The organism is Chloroflexota bacterium (assembly GCA_040902225.1).
Classification (GTDB): Bacteria; Chloroflexota; Limnocylindria; order QHBO01; family QHBO01; genus CF-167.
This window is the reverse complement of sequence record JBBDXT010000007.1, coordinates 318,109-334,700: the sequence shown is the minus strand read 5'-3', so window position 1 is coordinate 334,700 and position 16,592 is coordinate 318,109. Positions and strand designations below refer to the sequence as shown.

Annotated in this window: 21 protein-coding genes and 1 pseudogene; all 22 read right to left on the bottom strand. The window is 69.0% G+C overall.

The window, feature by feature from the left end:
* Positions 1-124: 124 nt before the first annotated feature.
* The 22 genes and pseudogenes from WEB29_10345 to WEB29_10240 all read right to left on the bottom strand — a co-directional run bounded on the left by WEB29_10345 (position 125) and on the right by WEB29_10240 (position 16,589).
* Positions 125-1,240 carry a lysylphosphatidylglycerol synthase transmembrane domain-containing protein gene (locus WEB29_10345; protein MEX2137328.1) on the bottom strand — a complete coding sequence of 372 codons (1,116 nt, stop codon included), beginning with the start codon at positions 1,238-1,240 and terminating at the stop codon, positions 125-127.
* On the bottom strand, positions 1,237-2,007 hold the full coding sequence (locus tag WEB29_10340; protein ID MEX2137327.1) for a PHP domain-containing protein: 771 nt from the start codon (positions 2,005-2,007) through the stop codon (positions 1,237-1,239). Before WEB29_10340 ends, WEB29_10345 begins: the two co-directional genes overlap by 4 nt.
* The gene (locus WEB29_10335; GenBank protein MEX2137326.1) at positions 2,004-2,999 is read right to left on the bottom strand and encodes a rod shape-determining protein; all 996 of its coding nucleotides are present in this window, start codon (positions 2,997-2,999) and stop codon (positions 2,004-2,006) included. Before WEB29_10335 ends, WEB29_10340 begins: the two co-directional genes overlap by 4 nt.
* Positions 3,000-3,006: 7 nt before the next feature.
* Positions 3,007-3,264 carry a YdeI/OmpD-associated family protein gene (locus WEB29_10330; GenBank protein MEX2137325.1) on the bottom strand — a complete coding sequence of 86 codons (258 nt, stop codon included), beginning with the start codon at positions 3,262-3,264 and terminating at the stop codon, positions 3,007-3,009.
* An 8-nt stretch (positions 3,265-3,272) separates the two neighbouring features.
* Positions 3,273-4,544, bottom strand: a complete 1,272-nt coding sequence (gene murA, locus WEB29_10325) for a UDP-N-acetylglucosamine 1-carboxyvinyltransferase (GenBank protein ID MEX2137324.1) — start codon at positions 4,542-4,544, stop codon at positions 3,273-3,275.
* A gap of 16 nt (positions 4,545-4,560) precedes the next feature.
* On the bottom strand, positions 4,561-4,884 hold the full coding sequence (locus tag WEB29_10320) for a hypothetical protein (GenBank protein ID MEX2137323.1): 324 nt from the start codon (positions 4,882-4,884) through the stop codon (positions 4,561-4,563).
* A gap of 8 nt (positions 4,885-4,892) precedes the next feature.
* Entirely contained in the window at positions 4,893-5,303 is a 411-nt protein-coding gene (locus WEB29_10315; GenBank protein ID MEX2137322.1) for a F0F1 ATP synthase subunit epsilon, read from the bottom strand.
* Positions 5,303-6,715: a F0F1 ATP synthase subunit beta gene (gene atpD / locus WEB29_10310; GenBank protein MEX2137321.1), complete on the bottom strand. Its 1,413-nt coding sequence runs from the start codon at positions 6,713-6,715 to the stop codon at positions 5,303-5,305. The genes WEB29_10315 and atpD overlap by 1 nt, the downstream gene beginning before the upstream one ends.
* 20 nt (positions 6,716-6,735) lie before the next feature.
* Complete coding sequence (gene atpG / locus WEB29_10305; GenBank protein ID MEX2137320.1) at positions 6,736-7,620, bottom strand: ATP synthase F1 subunit gamma; 885 nt, start codon at positions 7,618-7,620, stop codon at positions 6,736-6,738.
* Between the two features lie 159 nt (positions 7,621-7,779).
* Positions 7,780-9,273, bottom strand: a pseudogene (gene atpA, locus WEB29_10300) (F0F1 ATP synthase subunit alpha).
* Positions 9,274-9,288: 15 nt separating this feature from the next.
* Complete coding sequence (gene atpH / locus WEB29_10295) at positions 9,289-9,828, bottom strand: ATP synthase F1 subunit delta (protein ID MEX2137319.1); 540 nt, start codon at positions 9,826-9,828, stop codon at positions 9,289-9,291.
* Between the two features lie 3 nt (positions 9,829-9,831).
* Positions 9,832-10,347, bottom strand: coding sequence for a F0F1 ATP synthase subunit B (gene atpF, locus WEB29_10290; protein MEX2137318.1), 516 nt, complete (start codon positions 10,345-10,347; stop codon positions 9,832-9,834).
* 13 nt (positions 10,348-10,360) lie between these two features.
* Positions 10,361-10,582 carry an ATP synthase F0 subunit C gene (atpE, locus tag WEB29_10285; GenBank protein ID MEX2137317.1) on the bottom strand — a complete coding sequence of 74 codons (222 nt, stop codon included), beginning with the start codon at positions 10,580-10,582 and terminating at the stop codon, positions 10,361-10,363.
* 25 nt (positions 10,583-10,607) lie between these two features.
* Positions 10,608-11,444, bottom strand: coding sequence for a F0F1 ATP synthase subunit A (gene atpB, locus WEB29_10280; protein MEX2137316.1), 837 nt, complete (start codon positions 11,442-11,444; stop codon positions 10,608-10,610).
* Positions 11,445-11,451: 7 nt separating this feature from the next.
* On the bottom strand, positions 11,452-11,682 hold the full coding sequence (locus WEB29_10275; GenBank protein MEX2137315.1) for an AtpZ/AtpI family protein: 231 nt from the start codon (positions 11,680-11,682) through the stop codon (positions 11,452-11,454).
* Positions 11,672-11,914, bottom strand: coding sequence for a hypothetical protein (locus WEB29_10270; protein ID MEX2137314.1), 243 nt, complete (start codon positions 11,912-11,914; stop codon positions 11,672-11,674). The genes WEB29_10275 and WEB29_10270 overlap by 11 nt, the downstream gene beginning before the upstream one ends.
* A gap of 70 nt (positions 11,915-11,984) precedes the next feature.
* Complete coding sequence (gene glyA / locus WEB29_10265; GenBank protein ID MEX2137313.1) at positions 11,985-13,265, bottom strand: serine hydroxymethyltransferase; 1,281 nt, start codon at positions 13,263-13,265, stop codon at positions 11,985-11,987.
* A gap of 39 nt (positions 13,266-13,304) precedes the next feature.
* Positions 13,305-13,745, bottom strand: coding sequence for a GNAT family N-acetyltransferase (locus WEB29_10260; protein MEX2137312.1), 441 nt, complete (start codon positions 13,743-13,745; stop codon positions 13,305-13,307).
* A 91-nt stretch (positions 13,746-13,836) separates the two neighbouring features.
* Positions 13,837-14,241 (bottom strand): DUF126 domain-containing protein, encoded by a 405-nt coding sequence (locus WEB29_10255; GenBank protein ID MEX2137311.1) that lies wholly within the window; start codon positions 14,239-14,241, stop codon positions 13,837-13,839.
* Positions 14,238-15,527, bottom strand: a complete 1,290-nt coding sequence (locus WEB29_10250) for an aconitase X catalytic domain-containing protein (protein ID MEX2137310.1) — start codon at positions 15,525-15,527, stop codon at positions 14,238-14,240. Before WEB29_10250 ends, WEB29_10255 begins: the two co-directional genes overlap by 4 nt.
* A complete protein-coding gene (rpiB, locus tag WEB29_10245; protein MEX2137309.1) occupies positions 15,524-15,976 on the bottom strand; it encodes a ribose 5-phosphate isomerase B in 453 nt (150 codons plus the stop codon). The genes WEB29_10250 and rpiB overlap by 4 nt, the downstream gene beginning before the upstream one ends.
* Before the next feature lie 7 nt (positions 15,977-15,983).
* Positions 15,984-16,589, bottom strand: coding sequence for an L-threonylcarbamoyladenylate synthase (locus tag WEB29_10240; protein MEX2137308.1), 606 nt, complete (start codon positions 16,587-16,589; stop codon positions 15,984-15,986).
* Positions 16,590-16,592: the final 3 nt, after the last annotated feature.

The window sequence follows — 16,592 nt, the reverse complement described above, 5'->3', positions numbered from 1 at the left end:
TGCCGTCGCCCACCCGGACATGAATCGCCCAAGTGGTGCGTGCGAGCAACCGCAGAATCGCAGTGGCGGGGTAGTCTCTCAATGGGAGAAAGGTACCGACCGCATGCGGCATGCGGTTCCGGCGTCAGGCTCGTGCGGCCTCCGCACCGGAGCTGCCGGCGTGCGCACGGCGGACCTTTGCGGAGAAGGCGTACAGGATGCCGCCGAGCAGGATCACGGTCAGGATGCTGATGGCCCGATCCGTGAGCGCGACCGCCACCGCGGGCTCGCCGACCACGCCGTACAGCGTCAGCAGGCCGACGATCCCGGCCTCCACGAAGCCGACACCGGCAGGGGTGAGCGGGATGGCCGTCAGGAGTGATCCGGCGAGCGCCACGAAGAGCGACGCGCTGATCCCCAGGTTCGCGTCAGGGAGCTCCAGGGCGCGGATCACGAAGAACAGGCGCAGCCCTTCGAAGAGCCAGATCACCGTGGTCAGGGCGCCGATCACCGGCACGCTGCGGACGGTGAGGGCACCGGTGCTCCCCTCGTGGAAGCGCTGGTAGAGGTCGGCCACGCGCTCCGGGAGGAAGCGCGTCAGGTGCCCCCCGAAGTAGTTCAGGCCGATCACCAGCACGACCAGGATCGCCGCCACTGCGAAGCCGGCCAGGAAGAGCGCATCGATCTCGGGCCGCGAACGCCCTCGGAAGCTCCAGAAGCCCGCCGCCAGGGCGAGCGTGAAGATGACCACGATATCGGCAATCCGCTCGATGAAGATCGTGCCGACCGTGCGCGAGATGGAGCCGCCGTAGTTGCCCTTCAGCAGATATGCGCGGTACAGGTCGCCCAGCTTCGCCGGCACGAGGCAGTTCACGAACCAGCTGAGAAACAGGATCTCGGTGGCATCCCGCCGCCCGATGTGCGTCCCCACGCGACCGAGGACGAAGCGCCAGCGGAGCCCTCGCAGCGGGAATGTCGCGTAATAGGCCAGCGTCGCCAGCAGCAGGAAGAGCGGGTTCGCGGAGGAGATCTGGCTCCAGGTCTCCCCGAGGTCGATGTTCAGGACCACCCTGAAGAGGAGGACCAGCATCGCCACGCCGAAGACGATCGAGCCGATCGTCCGCAGGTTGAGGAAGCGCCGCGCCAGGCTTACCTCGCGCTCGGGGATCGCCTCCTCGGGGGGTGCGCCAAGGAATTCGCCCGGCTCGTACAGCGAGTGGCCGTGCTCGCGTTGGCCAGCCTGGTGGCCCTCGCCGCTCAACGCCCAAGCCGTTTGCGCAGGGCCTTCGACCAGACCGCCCAGCGCGTCGTGGCGTGGATCAGCTTGGTAGAGCGAGTGCCGTGCCATTCGTTCTCGCGCAGCGCGACTCGCAGCTCGTCGGCGGTCTCAAAGGCGGGCAGCGCGTTGAAGCTCATCGCGACCTCGAGCCCGGAATGGGCGTCCGAGCAGGCGATCCCCGGGATCCCGTAGCGAGCCGCGAGATCCGCAGCCTGCTCGTTGTGCCGGGCCAGGGTGACGCGGCTGTTGAAGACCTCGATCGCATCGATCTTTCCGGCGTCGGCGAGCCGCAGCAGCGGAGCCTCCCGGATGTGCGACCGGCGGAAGGGGTCGTAGGGATGTGGGATCGACACCAATCCACCCTGCGCGTGGATCTCGTCGGCCGTCTCCTCGGCCGTCGAGCCCGGCGCGATCGTGCTGGTCAGAAAGATCCCCACCACCTCGCCGTCGGCGGTTGAGACCTCCTCCCCGAGCACGATGTGCAGCCGGTCCTCGAACCCCTGCGCCAGCACCCGATCCCTGACGGCGATCGCGCCCTCGACGTTGTTGTGGTTGGTGACGGCGATGTGCGTCAGGCCGCGCTCCATGGCGAGGCGGATAAGGCGATCCTCGGTGAGGAGCGAATCCCTGCTGTATCGCGTGTGGATGTGGAAATCGGCGAAGGCCAGCGCACGGCGGCTGGCCGCTGCGATGGGCCCGGCCTCGACATCGGCTCCTGCCGCGATCGAGGCCGGCGCGGCGACGGTCACGAGCCCCGTACCAGGCTCTTGCGGAACTGGTCGAAGTGCTCGAGCGCGAGCCCCGTCCCGACCGCGACCGAGTTCAGTGCGTTATCGGCCACGTGACATGGGATACCCGTCACCTGGGTGAGCAGGGCGTCGATGTTTCGCAGCAGCGACCCGCCGCCGGTCATCACCATTCCCTTGTCGATGATGTCGCTCGACAGCTCCGGCGGCGTCTGCTCCAGCACGTTGCGCACGGCGGTGATGATCTGGGCCAGCGGCGCCTCGATCGCCTCGGTCACCTCGCCGGAGGTGATCGGGATGGTGCGTGGCAGGCCGGCGATCATGTCGCGCCCCTTGACCTCCATCTGCATCGGCTCGTCAAGCGCCAGGGCTGAGCCGATGCCGATCTTGACCTCCTCGGCGGTCCGTTCGCCGACCATGAGGTTGTACTTACGGCGTATGTAATTCGCGATCGCCTCGTCGATCTTGGTGCCGCCGACCCGCACAGAATCCGCCACCACGATGCCCCCCAGCGCGATCACGGCGATCTCGGTCGTGCCGCCGCCGATGTCCACGATCATGTTCCCCGAGGGCCCCGAGATCGGAACGCCGGCGCCGATGGCGGCGGCCAGCGGCTCGTCGATCAGGTAGGCGTCGCGCGCTCCGGCCTTCATGGCCGCGTCGCGCACAGCCCGCTTTTCAACGCTGGTGACCCCGGACGGGACGCTGATCATGACGTCGGGCTTGAAGAGGCGGACGCGGGAGACCTTGTTGATCACGTAGCGCAGCATCGCCTCGGTGATCAGGTAGTCGGCGATGACACCGTCACGCATGGGGCGGATGGCACGCACGTTGCCGGGGGTGCGCCCGATCATCTCGCGCGCCTCTTCGCCGACCGCCACCAGCCGGTTGTCATCGTCGTTGATGGCGACCACGCTCGGCTCGTTGAGGACGACCCCCTTGCCCTGCACGTAGACGAGGATGTTCGCCGTTCCGAGGTCGATCCCGATCTTCATGCGGCGTTCATTGTGACCCGAGGCGCTCCATCGCGGCGGCCAGCCGCCGTTCGCGGGTCTCAGGCCGCTTCGCCTCGGCGACAGACAGCCCCCGCCCGCCGTAAGGCATCACGCTGCTCTGGTACGGCACCCCGTTGACGATCCCGACGACGCGCATCTGCCTGAGACCCCCAAGGGCGGTCGCGACCTCCGGCGGCACGAGGACCATGGCGCCGCCGCCACGCCCTGCCTCCAGCTCCGCCGTGAACCGATGGGTGCCCGACACGGTGCCTCCTACGCGTCAATTCGTGTGATCTGGGCGCCGAGGTCGACGAGCTTGGACTCGATCGCCTCGTAGCCACGGTCGACGTGCTCGACCCCCGAGATCACGCTGGTCTCGGCGGCCGCCAGTGCGGCGAGGATGAGCGTCGCGCCGGCTCGCAGGTCGGCGATCTCCACCTCGCGACCGTGCAGCGGGGTCGGCCCGGCGATGCGCGCGTGGCGCTCGTCGAGCACCTCGATCACCGCCCCCATCTTGACCAGCTCGGTCGTGTAGTCGAGCCGGTCCTCGTAGATCGTCTCGTGGATGGTCGAGACGCCATCGGCCTGCGTCATGAGCACGGACAACGGGGCCTGGAGATCCGTCGGGAAGCCCGGGTACGGCTGAGTCTCGACATCGGCCGGTTGAATCCCGTCGCCTCCGCGCACGCGCAGCCCGCCGCCATCCTCCTCGAAGGTCTCGGTCGAAATGCCCATGCCCGTCAGCAGATCGGTGAAGGCGGAGAGGTGTGTCGGGTCGACGCCGCGCACGGTGATCTCGCCGCCGGTCACCGCCGCGGCCATGGCGAAGGTGCCTGCCTCCAGCCGGTCGCCGAGGACGCGGTGCTCGACTCCGCGCAGCCGGTCCACCCCTTCGATCTCCAGCCGATGTGGAGCAGTCCGTTCGATCTTCGCCCCCATGGCCTGCAGCATCGCCACCAGGTCGTCGACCTCCGGCTCCTGGGCGGCGTTCTCGATGACGGTGCTGCCGCGGGCCAGGGTGGCGGCCAGCATCGCGTTCTCGGTCCCCATCACGGTCACGTACGGGAACGCGATGCGCGCGGCTCGCAGCCCGCGCGGCGCCTGGGCGAAGTAGTAGCCGTTCTTGTATTCGATCTCGGCTCCCAGGGCCTGCATGGCCTCGACATGGAGGTCCACGGGGCGCCTCCCGATCCGGTCGCCACCCGGGTTGCTGATGATCACGCGCCCGAAGCGGGTGAGGAGCGGGCCGAGCAGGATGAACGACGAGCGCATCTTCCTCGCCGCCTCGAGCGGAACGAAGAGCCAATCGGCATGGGCGGCGGTGATCTCCAGGCCGTCGCCCTCGAGCGGGCTGACCGAGAAGCCGATGTCGGTCATGGCCCCGCGCAGGATCTGCACGTCGCTGATGCGCGGCACGTTGCGCAGGACGCAGCGATCGTCCGTCAGGACGGCAGCGGCCATCATCTTGAGGACCGCGTTCTTGGCGCCGGCGATCCGCACCTCGCCGCGGAGCGGCACGCCGCCGGTCACGATGAACTTCTGCATCAGCCGATGACCCGCGCTAGGCGGGCCACGCCTCCTTCCACTCGTGCGGACCGAGATGATGGCCGTCGCACAGGCCCACGCGACCGCCCATGTGGCGCGAGGGCAGGAAGGGCTGCATGCCCGCCTCGAACGGGGTCGGGGCCGCGTTGCAGAGCATGTAGCGCCGCTCCCTCGCCCAGCCATATGCGTGGTCGCTGGAGCAGAAGGCGTACCCCTTGCTGAAGTTGGCGGATGCCGCGGCCTGGTCGCCGGGCAACCCGATCGGTCCTGACTCGCGCACGATCTCGATCCGCACCGGCAGCTGAGCGAACCGGGCAGCGCAGTGGTCGCAGGCCTGCATCCGGGGCCTCAGCCCCGCGAGCGCCGGCGGGTGGCGATCCGCTCCCGCATCAAGGCGGTCTGGAGAGCGGCACGTACGCGGGCGATGTCGACCGGGTCCTTGGACTGCTCAAGCTCCGACTCGGCGCGCTTGCGCGCCTCGATGGCCTTGGCCTCGTCGATCTCGTCAGAGTGCTCCGCTAGGTCGGCCATCACGATGACCTTGTCCGGCCGCACCTCAACGAACCCGCCGCTGATGAGCATCGACTCCTCGCTCCCGCCCTTCTTGATCCGCAGCTCCCCAACGCCGAGCGAGCTGATCAGCGGCGTGTGGTGCGGCAGGATGCCGAGCTGACCGTTGCGGCCCGGCACGATGACCATGTCGACGTCGTCGTCGTAGACCATCCGCTCGGGGCTGACGATCTCCAGCTTGAGCGGCATCAGCCCATCTGCTCCGCATTCGCGACCACGTCCTCGATCTTGCCGGCCATGAAGAAGGCCTGCTCGGGGAGCTGGTCGTACTTGCCCTCCAGGATCTCGCGGAAGCCGCGCACCGTCTCCTTGAGCTCCACATAGGCGCCTGAGCGCCCGGTGAACTGCTCGGCCACGAAGAACGGCTGGCTCATGAAGCGCTGCAGGCGACGAGCCCGCGAGACGGAGACCTTGTCCTCCTCCGACAGCTCATCCATGCCGAGGATGGCGATGATGTCCTGCAGGTCCTTGTAGCGCTGGAGCGTCCGCTGCACCTCCCGCGAGACCTCGAAATGCTCGTCCCCCACGATGCGACGATCGAGCACGGTCGAGGTCGAGGTCAGCGGGTCGACGGCGGGGTAGATGCCCAGCTCCACGATCGAGCGCTCGAGGCGAATCGTGGAGTCGAGGTGCGCGAAGGTGGTTGCCGGCGCCGGATCGGTGTAGTCGTCGGCGGGCACGAAGATTGCCTGCAGCGACGTGATCGAGCCCTTCTTGGTCGAGGTGATCCGCTCCTGGAGGTCGCCCATCTCGGTGGCCAGCGTCGGCTGGTAGCCCACCGCCGAGGGCATGCGGCCCAGGAGTGCCGAAACCTCAGAGCCCGCCTGCGTGAACCGGAAGATGTTGTCGATGAAGAGGAGGATGTCGCGCCCCTCCTCGTCGCGGAAGTACTCGGCCATGGCGAGCGCCGTCAGGCCAACGCGCTGTCGCGCGCCTGGCGGCTCGTTCATCTGGCCGAAGACCATGACCGTCTTGTCGATCACGCCCGATTCGGTCATCTCGCCGAGCAGGTCGTTCCCCTCGCGCGAGCGCTCGCCGACGCCGGCGAACACCGAGTACCCGCCGTGCTCCGCGGCGATGTTGCGGATCAACTCCTGGATGATGACCGTCTTGCCGGTGCCGGCTCCGCCGAAGACGCCCACCTTGCCGCCCCGCCGGAATGGGGCGATCAGGTCGATGACCTTGATGCCGGTCTCGAAGACCTGCGCCTCTGTCTCCATCTGGTCGAACGGCGGCGGGTCGCGGTGGATCGGCAGGAACTTCTCTGCCTTGACGGGGCCCTTGCCGTCAATCGGATGGCCCAGGACGTCGAACACGCGTCCGAGGGTGGATTCGCCGACGGGCACGGTGATGGGAGCGCCCGTGTCGACGGCGTCGAGCCCGCGAGCCAGCCCGTCGGTCGTCGACATCGCGACCGCTCGCACCCAGTTGTTGCCGAGGTGCTGCTGCACCTCGACCACCAGCGTGGCGTCGTCGCCCTTCTGGCCTGCCTTCGTCGGGCGCTTGATCTCGAGCGCGTTGTAGATGTCGGGCAGGTCGCCGGGCGGGAACTCGACGTCGATCACGGGGCCCGTGATCTGGATCACCTTACCGGTCGCCATCGGTCTGTCTCTCTCCTTGCCTAGCCGAGCGCTTCCGCACCGGAGGCGATCTCGATCATCTCGCGGGTGATGGTTGCCTGGCGCGTCTTGTTGTAGACCAGCGTCAGGTCGTCGATCAGCTCGTTCGCGTTGTCAGTCGAGTTCCGCATGGCGATCATGCGTGCCGACTGCTCCGATGCGTTGTTCTCGAGCACGGCGCGATAGATGCCGATGGCGACGTAGTGCGGCAGGAGGCGGCTCAGCACCGCCTCCGGCGACGGCTCGAACAGGTACTCGTCATTCGTGCGCTCGTGCTCCTCGCCCATCTCGGGTCGTTCGACCGGCAGCAGCCGATCGATCTGCGGCTTCTGGGCGAGGGTCGACACGAAGGTGCTGTAGGCGATGTCGATCTCGTCGTAGCTCTCCGCCAGGAAGTCCGCGGTCACGAGGCGCGCGATCGGTGTCACATCGGCGAACGATGGCCGATCGCCGAGCTGGGTGAAGTGCGCCGCGATCGGTACGCCTGCTCGCCGCAGGGCATCCCGTCCCTTGCGGCCCACGGTGATCGCGTCGATCTCGATCTGGTTGCCGCCGCTTGAGGCGCGCTCCGTGACCCAACGCAGGACGGCGCGGGTGGCATTCGCGTTGAGCGACCCTGCCAGGCCGCGGTCGGTCGTGATCACGATCATCGCCACCCGCCGTACGGGCCGACGCGCGAGGAGAGGATCCACGTCCTCGGTCAGGCCCTGGGCGCCGGCGACCCGCCGGAGTGTGTCCTCCAGCTCGGTGGCGTAGGGACGCGCGGCCAGGATGGAGTCCTGCGCCCGCTTCATGCGAGACGCAGCGACCATCTCCATCGCCCGGGTGATCTGGGCGATGTTCCGGACCGATCCGATCCGGCTGCGGATGTCCTTCAGGCTTGGCATCGGCTAGGACTGCTTCCTCGTCGCCCTGGCCTTCGCCGGTGCCTTGGCCTTTGGCGCGGCCTTGGCCTTTGGCGCGGCCCTGGCAGCCTTCGGCGCAGCTTGCGGTGCGTCGCCCGTCGCCGCCGGGGCGCCGCCATCGGTTTCGCCATATCCGCCCTGGCGCTTGAACTCCTCGACCGCCTTCTCCAGCGTCGCCACCGTCTCGTCCGAGAGCAGCTTCTCCTTCGCGACGGTCGGGAGGACCGTCTCGTAGCCCGATTCCAGGTGGCGGTAGAGGCCCGCCTCGAACTCGGCGATCTTGTTGGTGGGGACGTCGTCGAGGAGGCCGTTGGTTGCCGCCCAGATGATCACGACCTGCTTCTCGACGGCGAGCGGCTCGTACTGTGGCTGCTTCAGGATCTCGGTCGTCTTCTCCCCCCGGGTGAGCTGGTCGCGGGTGGCCTTGTCGAGATCGGAGCTGAACTGGGCGAACGCGGCGAGCTCGCGGTACTGGGCAAGGTCGATGCGCAGCTTGCCGGCGACCTGGCGCATGGCCTTGATCTGGGCGGCGCCACCCACGCGGGAGACGCTGATGCCGGCGTTCACGGCCGGGCGCTGGCCCTGGTTGAAGAGGTCTGCCTGCAGGAAGATCTGGCCGTCGGTGATGCTGATCACGTTCGTCGGGATGTAGGCAGACACGTCGCCTGCCTGCGTCTCGATAATCGGCAGTGCGGTCAGCGATCCGCCCCCGTTCTTCTTGTTCAGTCGCGCGGCGCGCTCGAGCAGCCGCGAGTGGGAGTAGAAGATGTCACCCGGGAATGCCTCGCGACCGGGAGGGCGCCGCATGAGCAACGAGACCTGGCGATAGGCCCAGGAGTGCTTCGACAGATCGTCATACACGCACAGTGCGTCACGACCCGCGTCCATGAACTCCTCGCCCATGGTCACGCCGGCGTACGGGGCCAGGTACTGCAGCGGGGCGGGATCGCTGGCGCCGGCGAAGACCACGATGGTGTGGTCCATGGCGCCCGATTCCTCGAGCTGCGCGACCACCTGCGCCACGGTCGACTGCTTCTGGCCGATGGCGACGTAGATGCAGATGAGGTCCTGCCCCTTCTGGTTGATGATCGTGTCGATCGCGATAGCGGTCTTCCCGGTCTGGCGGTCGCCGATGATCAGCTCGCGCTGCCCGCGGCCGATCGGGATCATCGAGTCGATGGCCTTGATGCCGGTCTGGACCGGCGTATCGACCGGCTGGCGCACGATGACGCCGGGGGCGATGCGCTCGATGGGGCGCGTCCTGGTCGTATCGAGCTTGCCCTTGCCGTCGAGCGGCTCCCCGAGCGGGTTCACCACCCGGCCGATCAGCGCGTCGCCGACCGGCACCTCAACGATGCGACCGGTGGTCTTGACCTGGTCGCCCTCCTTGAGCGAGGTGTAGTCGCCCAGGATCAGGGCGCCGACGGTCTCCTCCTCGAGGTTGAAGGCCATGCCCATGATCCCGTTCGGGAATTCGAGCAGCTCCTGCGCCAGGGCGCCCGAGAGGCCGTAGATCTGGGCGATGCCGTCACCCACCTCCACGATGGTGCCGACGCCGCTGACGTCGACGTCCTCGTCAAACCCCTCGATCTCGCTGCGGATGATCGACGTGATCTCGTCGGATCGAATCGCCATTGAGTTCCTTCCTAGCTAGGCGGCGGTCAGCCGAGCTCGCAACCGCTCCAGGCGGCTGCGCACGCTTGCGTCGTAGAGCCGGTCCCCGATCCGCACCGCGATGCCGCCGATCAGATCCGGATCGACCGATTCATTTATCTCCACCTGTGAGCCGGTCAGGCCCCGCAGGCGTGCCGCGACCTCTGCCCGCTGCCCCTCGTCCAGCGGCAGTGCCGTTCGGACCTCGGCCAGGACCGTGCCGCGCTCTCGGCGCAGGAGCTCCGTGAAGCGCGCGATCATGCCGTCGATCGCCCCGGGACGGCCGCGCCGGACCATGAGCAGGACGAGGTTGATCGGTTCCGTCGCAACCCCATGCCCCATGACGGCGCGCAGCACGCGCTCCTTCTCCGCGAACGGGATGGCAGGATGCTGGAGCAGCCTCCGCAGCTCCGGGTGGCGCATCGTCGCCCCGATGGTCGCCATGTCGCGCTCCCAGGCGTCGAGCGTCCCGTCGGCGCGGCCGATCTGGAAGGCCGCCTCCGCGTAGCGCCGGGCGGACGTGTCCCGTCTGGCCATCGGTCAGCTGCGCTCCTTTTCGCTGGGCGAGACCTCGGCCAGGAACTCGTCGATCAGGCGCCGCTGGGTGGGCGCGTTCATCTCGGTCTTGACGAGCCTGCCGGCGGCCTCGAGCGCCAGGTCGGCGACCTGCGAGCGAAGCTCGGCGATCGCGCGCTGCTTCTCGGCGGTGATCTCCTCCGTCGCTCGCGCGGCCACCTTCTCGGCCTCGGCGCGCGCGGCGGCCACGATCTCCTTCCTCGAGTCCTCGGCGATCTTCGTGGCGCGGGCGATCATGGTCTGCGCTTCACTGCGCGCCTCGTCGAGCGCAGTCTCCCGCTCGGCCCGCGCCAGCTCGCGGTCGCGCGCGGCCGCCTCCGCGTCCTCGAGCCCCTTGCTGATTCGCCCCTGCCGCTCGTCGAGCAGTCCCAGCACCCGCTTGAACAGGAATCGGTTGAGCAGGTACAGGATCAGCAGGAAGTTGAGGATCTGGAAGGCGAGCTTGAAGACGTCGACCCCGAATGCCTCAAAGAATGCCATGGCGGCTCTTGTCCTAGCTGGCGAAGAGGATGATCAGCGACACCACCAGGGCGTAGATGCCGATCGCCTCGGTCAGGGCAAGGCCCAGGATGTACGGCACGAAGATCGTTCCGGAGGCCTCCGGGTTGCGGCCGATCGCCTCCATCGCCTTGGAGAAGCCGATCCCCAGGCCGATTCCGGGCCCGATGCCGCCGAGCCCCATGGCCAGTCCGGCTGCGAGTTGCTGTAGGTCCACGAGTGGTCTTCCTCCTTGTGGTTGCTTACGCCGCGCCGTGTGCCGGCGCGGTGCCTTGCTCGGGCGCCTCGCCCGCATGGTCGTCGGCTGAGCCGTGCTGGCGATGCTCCGCGATCGCCAGCGTGATGTAGGTCATGGAGAGGAGCGCGAAGACGAGCGCCTGCACCAGCCCGAAGAGCAGCTCGAGGCCAATGAAGACGCCCGGCACGACGAAGGCCAGCGGCAGGGTGAAGAGGGTCGCCGTCGTGAGCGCCAGCATGGTGGCCAGCAGCACCTCGCCGGCGAAGACGTTGCCGAAGAGCCGCATCGAGAGGCTGATGACCCGGGACAGCTCGCTGATCAGGTGGATCGGGGTCAGCAGCGGCGTCATGTAGGCCGGCTCGGCGATCAGCAGCTCCTTCAGGTAGCCGCGCGCGCCGTTGGCGCGGAGCCCGAACATGATGAACGCGACGAAGGAGATGAGCGCCAGCCCCAGCGTGAAGTTCAGGTCGGCGGCCCCCGCGCGCACGAACGGGACGAGGATTCGATGCTCCCCCTCGCCTTCCCAGAGGCCGATGGTGCCGACCCCCGGAAGCAGGCTCAGCCAGTTGGCCGTCAGCACGAACAGGAAGATGGCGAGGATCAGTGGGACGAACTGGCGCCAGCGCTTGCCGCCGGTGCCACGCACGATCCCGGCCAGGAACTCGATCGGCAGCTCGATGACGCTCTGTCCGCGGCTGGGCACGATCCCGGAGCGACGCGTGAACCAGCGGGCCGCGAGCAGCAGCAGGATCGATGCGAGGAGCGCCCCGACCATCGAGTTGGTGACGATCAGCGGCCCGATCGCGAAGAGCGTCTCGGCTGCGATGTCGACGTGTACCACTGCGCGCCTATCTCCTCATGCTCTGCCGCGCGACATCCCAGATCGTGTACATGGCTGCTCCGATCCCCAGCACCATCCCGATCAGCGTGAAGATCGGACTGGTGCGCAGCCAGCTGTCCACCAGCAGGCCGCCCCCGACGCCCAGGATGACCGAGATCCCCAACCGCAGGCCAAGGTCGAAGGCCACCGCCCAATTGGCGCTTGGCGGACGCTCGCCCTTGCCCTGGTCAGGCCCCATTGCTGGTTCCGCTACCGTAGCCCCGCCGCGCACCGGCGCGGATGAGGAGCCAGATACCGATTGCCGCGATCAGGCTTCCGCCCGCCAGACCGATGAGGACCAGCAACGGCCCGGTGCCGAAGACCCCATCCAGGATGAGGCCGGCTACCGAGCCTCCCACGATTGGGATCACCATGATCAGGGTCACCAGGCCCAGGATCTTGACGAGCCCGGTCGGGGTCAGCTGTGCCATCTTCAGTTCGACTCAGAGCGGTCGGACGGCGCGAGTATACCGGAGCCCGATCGAGCCGGCGACGCGGCTCCTAGGCGGTTGCGTGGCCGGCCACCAGCGTCTGGGGCAGGCCCGGAACCGGGAAGCGATCGACGATCTGCGCCACGCGATCGCGGATCGCCGCCTGCGCCTCGGGATTGCCGCGAGCGGCGATGCCGTCGACGATCAGCTGGGCCACCTGGCCCATCTCCGCCTCCTTCATGCCGCGGCCCGTCACCGCGGGCGTCCCGACCCGGATCCCGCTCGCCACCATCGGCGGGTTTGGGTCGTACGGGATCGTGTTGCGATTGACCGTGATGCGGACCTCGCCGAGCGCCAGGTCGGCCTCCTTGCCCGTGACGCCCAGGGGTCGCACGTCGACCAGCATCAGGTGGTTATCGGTCCCGCCGGTGACGACCGCCGCACTCGCGGCGACCAGGCCGGCGGCCAGCTCGCGCGCGTTCGCCACGGTCTGCTCCATGTCGCGCCGGAACTCGGCGCTCATCGCCTGTCGGAAGGCGACCGCCTTGGCAGCGATCACGTGCTCCAGCGGCCCGCCCTGGAGTGCCGGGAAGACGGCCTTGTCGATCGCCTTGGCGAGCTCCTCGTGGCACAGGATCATCCCGCCGCGCGGCCCACGCAGCGTCTTGTGGGTGGTGGTCGTGACCACGTGAGCGTGCGGAACGGGACTGGGATGCACGTCGGCTGCCACCAGGCCGGCGAAATGCGCCATATCGGTCATGAGGTAGGCGCCGACCTCGTCGGCGATGGCCCGGAACGCGGCGAAGTCCCAGAAGCGTGGGTAGGCGGTCGCGCCGGTGACGATCATCTTCGGCCGATGCTCCCGCGCCAGCGCCTGCACCTCATCCATGTCGATCAGGTGCGTCTCGCGGTCCACGTGATAGGCGACGAAGTTGTAGTACTGGCCACTGAAGTTCACCGGGGATCCGTGGGTCAGGTGGCCGCCCTGGTCGAGCGCCAGGCCGAGCACGGTGTCGCCCCGCTCGAGCAGCGCGTGGTAGACCGCCATGTTGGCCTGCGCACCGGCGTGCGGCTGCACGTTGACGTGCTCGGCCCCGAACAGCTGCTTCGCACGGTCCCGGGCCAGCTCCTCCCCCTGGTCGACCACCTCGCAGCCGCCGTAGTAGCGCCGCCCGGGATATCCTTCCGCGTACTTGCCGGTCAGGATCGAGCCGGTCGCCTGGAGCACGGCGAGCGACGGGTAGCTCTCCGACGCGATCAGCTCCAGGTTCGACCGCGTCCGCTCCTCCTCGGCGCGAACCACGCGGTAGATCTCGGGATCTTCAATCTCGAGCGGGGCCCAGGGATCCATCGGTCTGCCTCGTCGCGGCGGGTGGTGGTGACGGCCAGTCTAACCGGGCATGCCGCCGGCCCAGGCGATCCGCTCGTCGATGTGCCGGTGCAGGCGGAATTCGGTCGGCTTGAAGCCGAGCGCAGTCCAGGTTCGATCGGCCGGCAGCGAGGCGGTCCGCCAATCGACGACGCAGTCGTTCGCTCCGGCCGCGCGTGCCTCGGCGAAGGCGGCAGCCAGCAGCGCACGGGCCACGCCGCGGCCACGAGCCGCCGGGTCCGTCTTGGCGTCCTCCAGGTACCACGCACCCTCGGGGACCATCACGCCGGGATCCGACGGGGCGAGTCCCGCGGGGCCGATGGCTCGGCCATCCTCCTCTGCCAACCAGTAGCGCGCGGAGGGGTTGGCCAGCTCTTCGGCGTAGTCGCGAGGAAGGTCGGTGAAGCGCTCGGGCAGCGTGATCGCGTAGGCAGGCGACTTCATGAGTCCGGTCGAGATCATGGCCAGCAGCGGCTCGATGTAGTCGGGGTCCCCCGACGGATCCTGAACGAGATGTCGGTCGGCGGCTCGAGATCGAGGTCCCGCAAGCGTGTCAGCCGAGCGTGACCTCGCCGCCCTCGCCGATGGAGACCGCCGCGCCACCCGGAATGGCTCCCAGGTCCGCCAGCTGGAGCTGGAGGACGGGCACGCGGATGCCGTAGAGCTCCTCGGCGACCGCCGCACCGACCGCCAGGATCAGGTCAGGCTCCCCCAGCAGGATTGCGGCAGGAGCGCAGCCGGCTCGGACGGTCTCGGCCAGCACCGACGAGGAAGAGGAGGAGCCGCGGACCGAGCTCATCACCAGCACACGGCCCTTGAGCGAGATGCCGAGCTGCGGATGCCGGACGTCGATGATCGCGCCGCTCGCCGGGTCGACCCCGCCCCAGAAGGAGAGCGGCTCATCAAGGACGAGCGCCTGGCCACGGGCGGCGCCATCGGCCAGGACCATGCCCTTCATGCCGTGCCCCACACATCAGCATCCCGCCAGACGCGGCCCTCCACGGCAGAGCGCACGCACTCCCTCAGTGAGCCGAAGACGACCTCGACGCCGATGTTGCCCGGCGCGTAGAAGGCCCACTTCCCCGAATCGGTCATCGCGGGCAGCGGGCTCGGGCGCAGGATCGGCGCGATGTAGCTGCACGTATCGACCAGCAGCTCGACCCCCAGCGAGCGGAGACGCCCGGCGAGGCCCTCCCCCTCCGCTTCCGCCAGGAGCGTCCGCGCGGTGGACACCAGCAGCTCGACGCCGGGCGCGGGACGGGCACCCGCCAGCTCGCGCTCCACCGCGCGCAGCTCGCCCAGCGACGCGTGCGGGGTTCCGAGCGAGACAGTGCCGATCGGCGTTTCGGGCGGGGCACCGCCCTGCGCGGTCGTGAGCTCGTCATGCGCGCTGCGCAGCTCGGCCATGCCGACCTGCAAGACCTCCTCCGGCTCACGGCCCTGGAGCGCCGCATCCAGGGTCGGCGCCTCGGGTGTCGAGCCGATGGCGTGGAACATCGCGACCGCGCCCGATGAGGCGGCGGCCGCGCCGAGGGCCTTCAATCGCTCCTCCGAAAGGCCGGACGGCAGGCCGGCGACGACCCCCACCCGACTCCCCGCCCGCCTGCCGAGGACGATCCCGAGCACCGGGTAGAGGGAGTCGTCCTCCAGCAGGGCGGCAGGGACATCCGGCCCGAGCCGCAGGACCAGCACGGCACGCCGGGCGTCGGTTCGGTGGAGGCCGGCATCGGGGACCCGGCCGGTGATCGCGCAGGCGATATCGGTGAAGTCGCCGTAACGCTCCGTCCGCGCACCCAGCACGCTGTTGCAGAAGACGATGGCGTTCGACTCGGCCCATGCCACCTGCTCGCCGAACGACGGCCGCGCATCGGCCAGCTGGTAGGGAGCGCAGGTATAGGTTGGCTGGCAGCCGAGCGACCGGTAATGGCCCATCAGCAGACGCCCGCGTTCAGCGATCACCGGATCGCCGCGCCACAGCTCCGGGTGCAGCAGGTCGACCCCGCCGACGTTCAGCGTGGTCGGGACGGTCACCTGGGCGCCGCCGTGAATCAGCCGCTCCGCGAAGTCGATCGTCGCCTCGCCGTGGTACAGGCAGGAATCGACGTGGGCCCGCGTGATCGGGATCAGGCGCTCGGCACCCAGGACCTCGGCCGTTCGCACCACCAGGCGCATCGCCAGGGCGGCGCCGTCTCCGGCCGCACCGGACAGGATCGACCGATCGCGATCGTCGAGGGCAAGGCTCAGCGCCCCGCCTCCTCCGCCTCGATCTTCGCCAGCTTCTCCAGCCGAGCGATGTGGCGACCACCCGCGAACTGGCTTGACAGGAACTCGCGGAGGCAGGCCTTGGCCACCTCGGTGCCGATGATGCGAGCGCCGAAGGCGATCACGTTCGCGTCGTTATGCTCGCGCGCCAGGCGGGCAACCACGGGGTTGGTGGCCTGGACGCAGCGGATGCCGCGCACCTTGTTGGCGACGATCGCCTCGCCGGTCCCGCTTCCGCCAATGACGATCCCCAGCTCGTAGTCGCCGCGGGAGACGGCCCTGGCCACCGGTGCCACGAAATCGGGGTAGTCGACGGCATCGGCGGAGAAGGTCCCGAAGTCGCGGTACTCGACCCGCAGCTCGTCGAGCAGGCTGCAGAGCTCACCCTTGAGGGCGAAGCCGGCATGGTCGGAGCCGATGGCGACGCGCATGGCGCCGCTAGTCTATCGGCCCGATCAGCCCCTCGACCTCGGCGCGGGACACGGCACCCTCGCGCAACATCCGCGCCACGGGGCCGCTCAGGTCCAGCACCGACGAGGCCACCCCGCCCGGCACCCGTCCCCCATCGAGGATGGCGGACGGCTCCTCCGAATCGGCGAACGCGATGGCCACGTCGTCCGCATCGAGGGTCTCCGGCTCGCCCGATCGGTTGGCGCTGGTCACGGCCATCGGTCCGGTTGCCGCCAGGAGTGAGAGCGCCACGTCGTGCGCCGGAACCCGGAAGGCCTGCGTTGCGCCCCCGTCCACCGCCGGGAGCACCAGGGTCAGGGCGCCGGGCCAGAAGCGCTCGGCGAGCTGGAGTGCGCGATCGTCGACCCGGAACCCCGACCCGGCCACCTCGGCGCGGGACGCCACCAGCCATGGGATGGCCTTCTCCGGGTCACGCCGCTTGGCGGTGAAGATGCGCGCCAGCGCGGCGGGGTCTCCGATCCGGCAGCCGATGCCGTACACGGTGTCTGTCGGGAATGCGACCAGCTCCCCCGCCCGCAGCAGCTCCGCCGCGCGGGCGATGCCAGCCTGGTCGCCCGTCAGCCGATCGGCCATCAG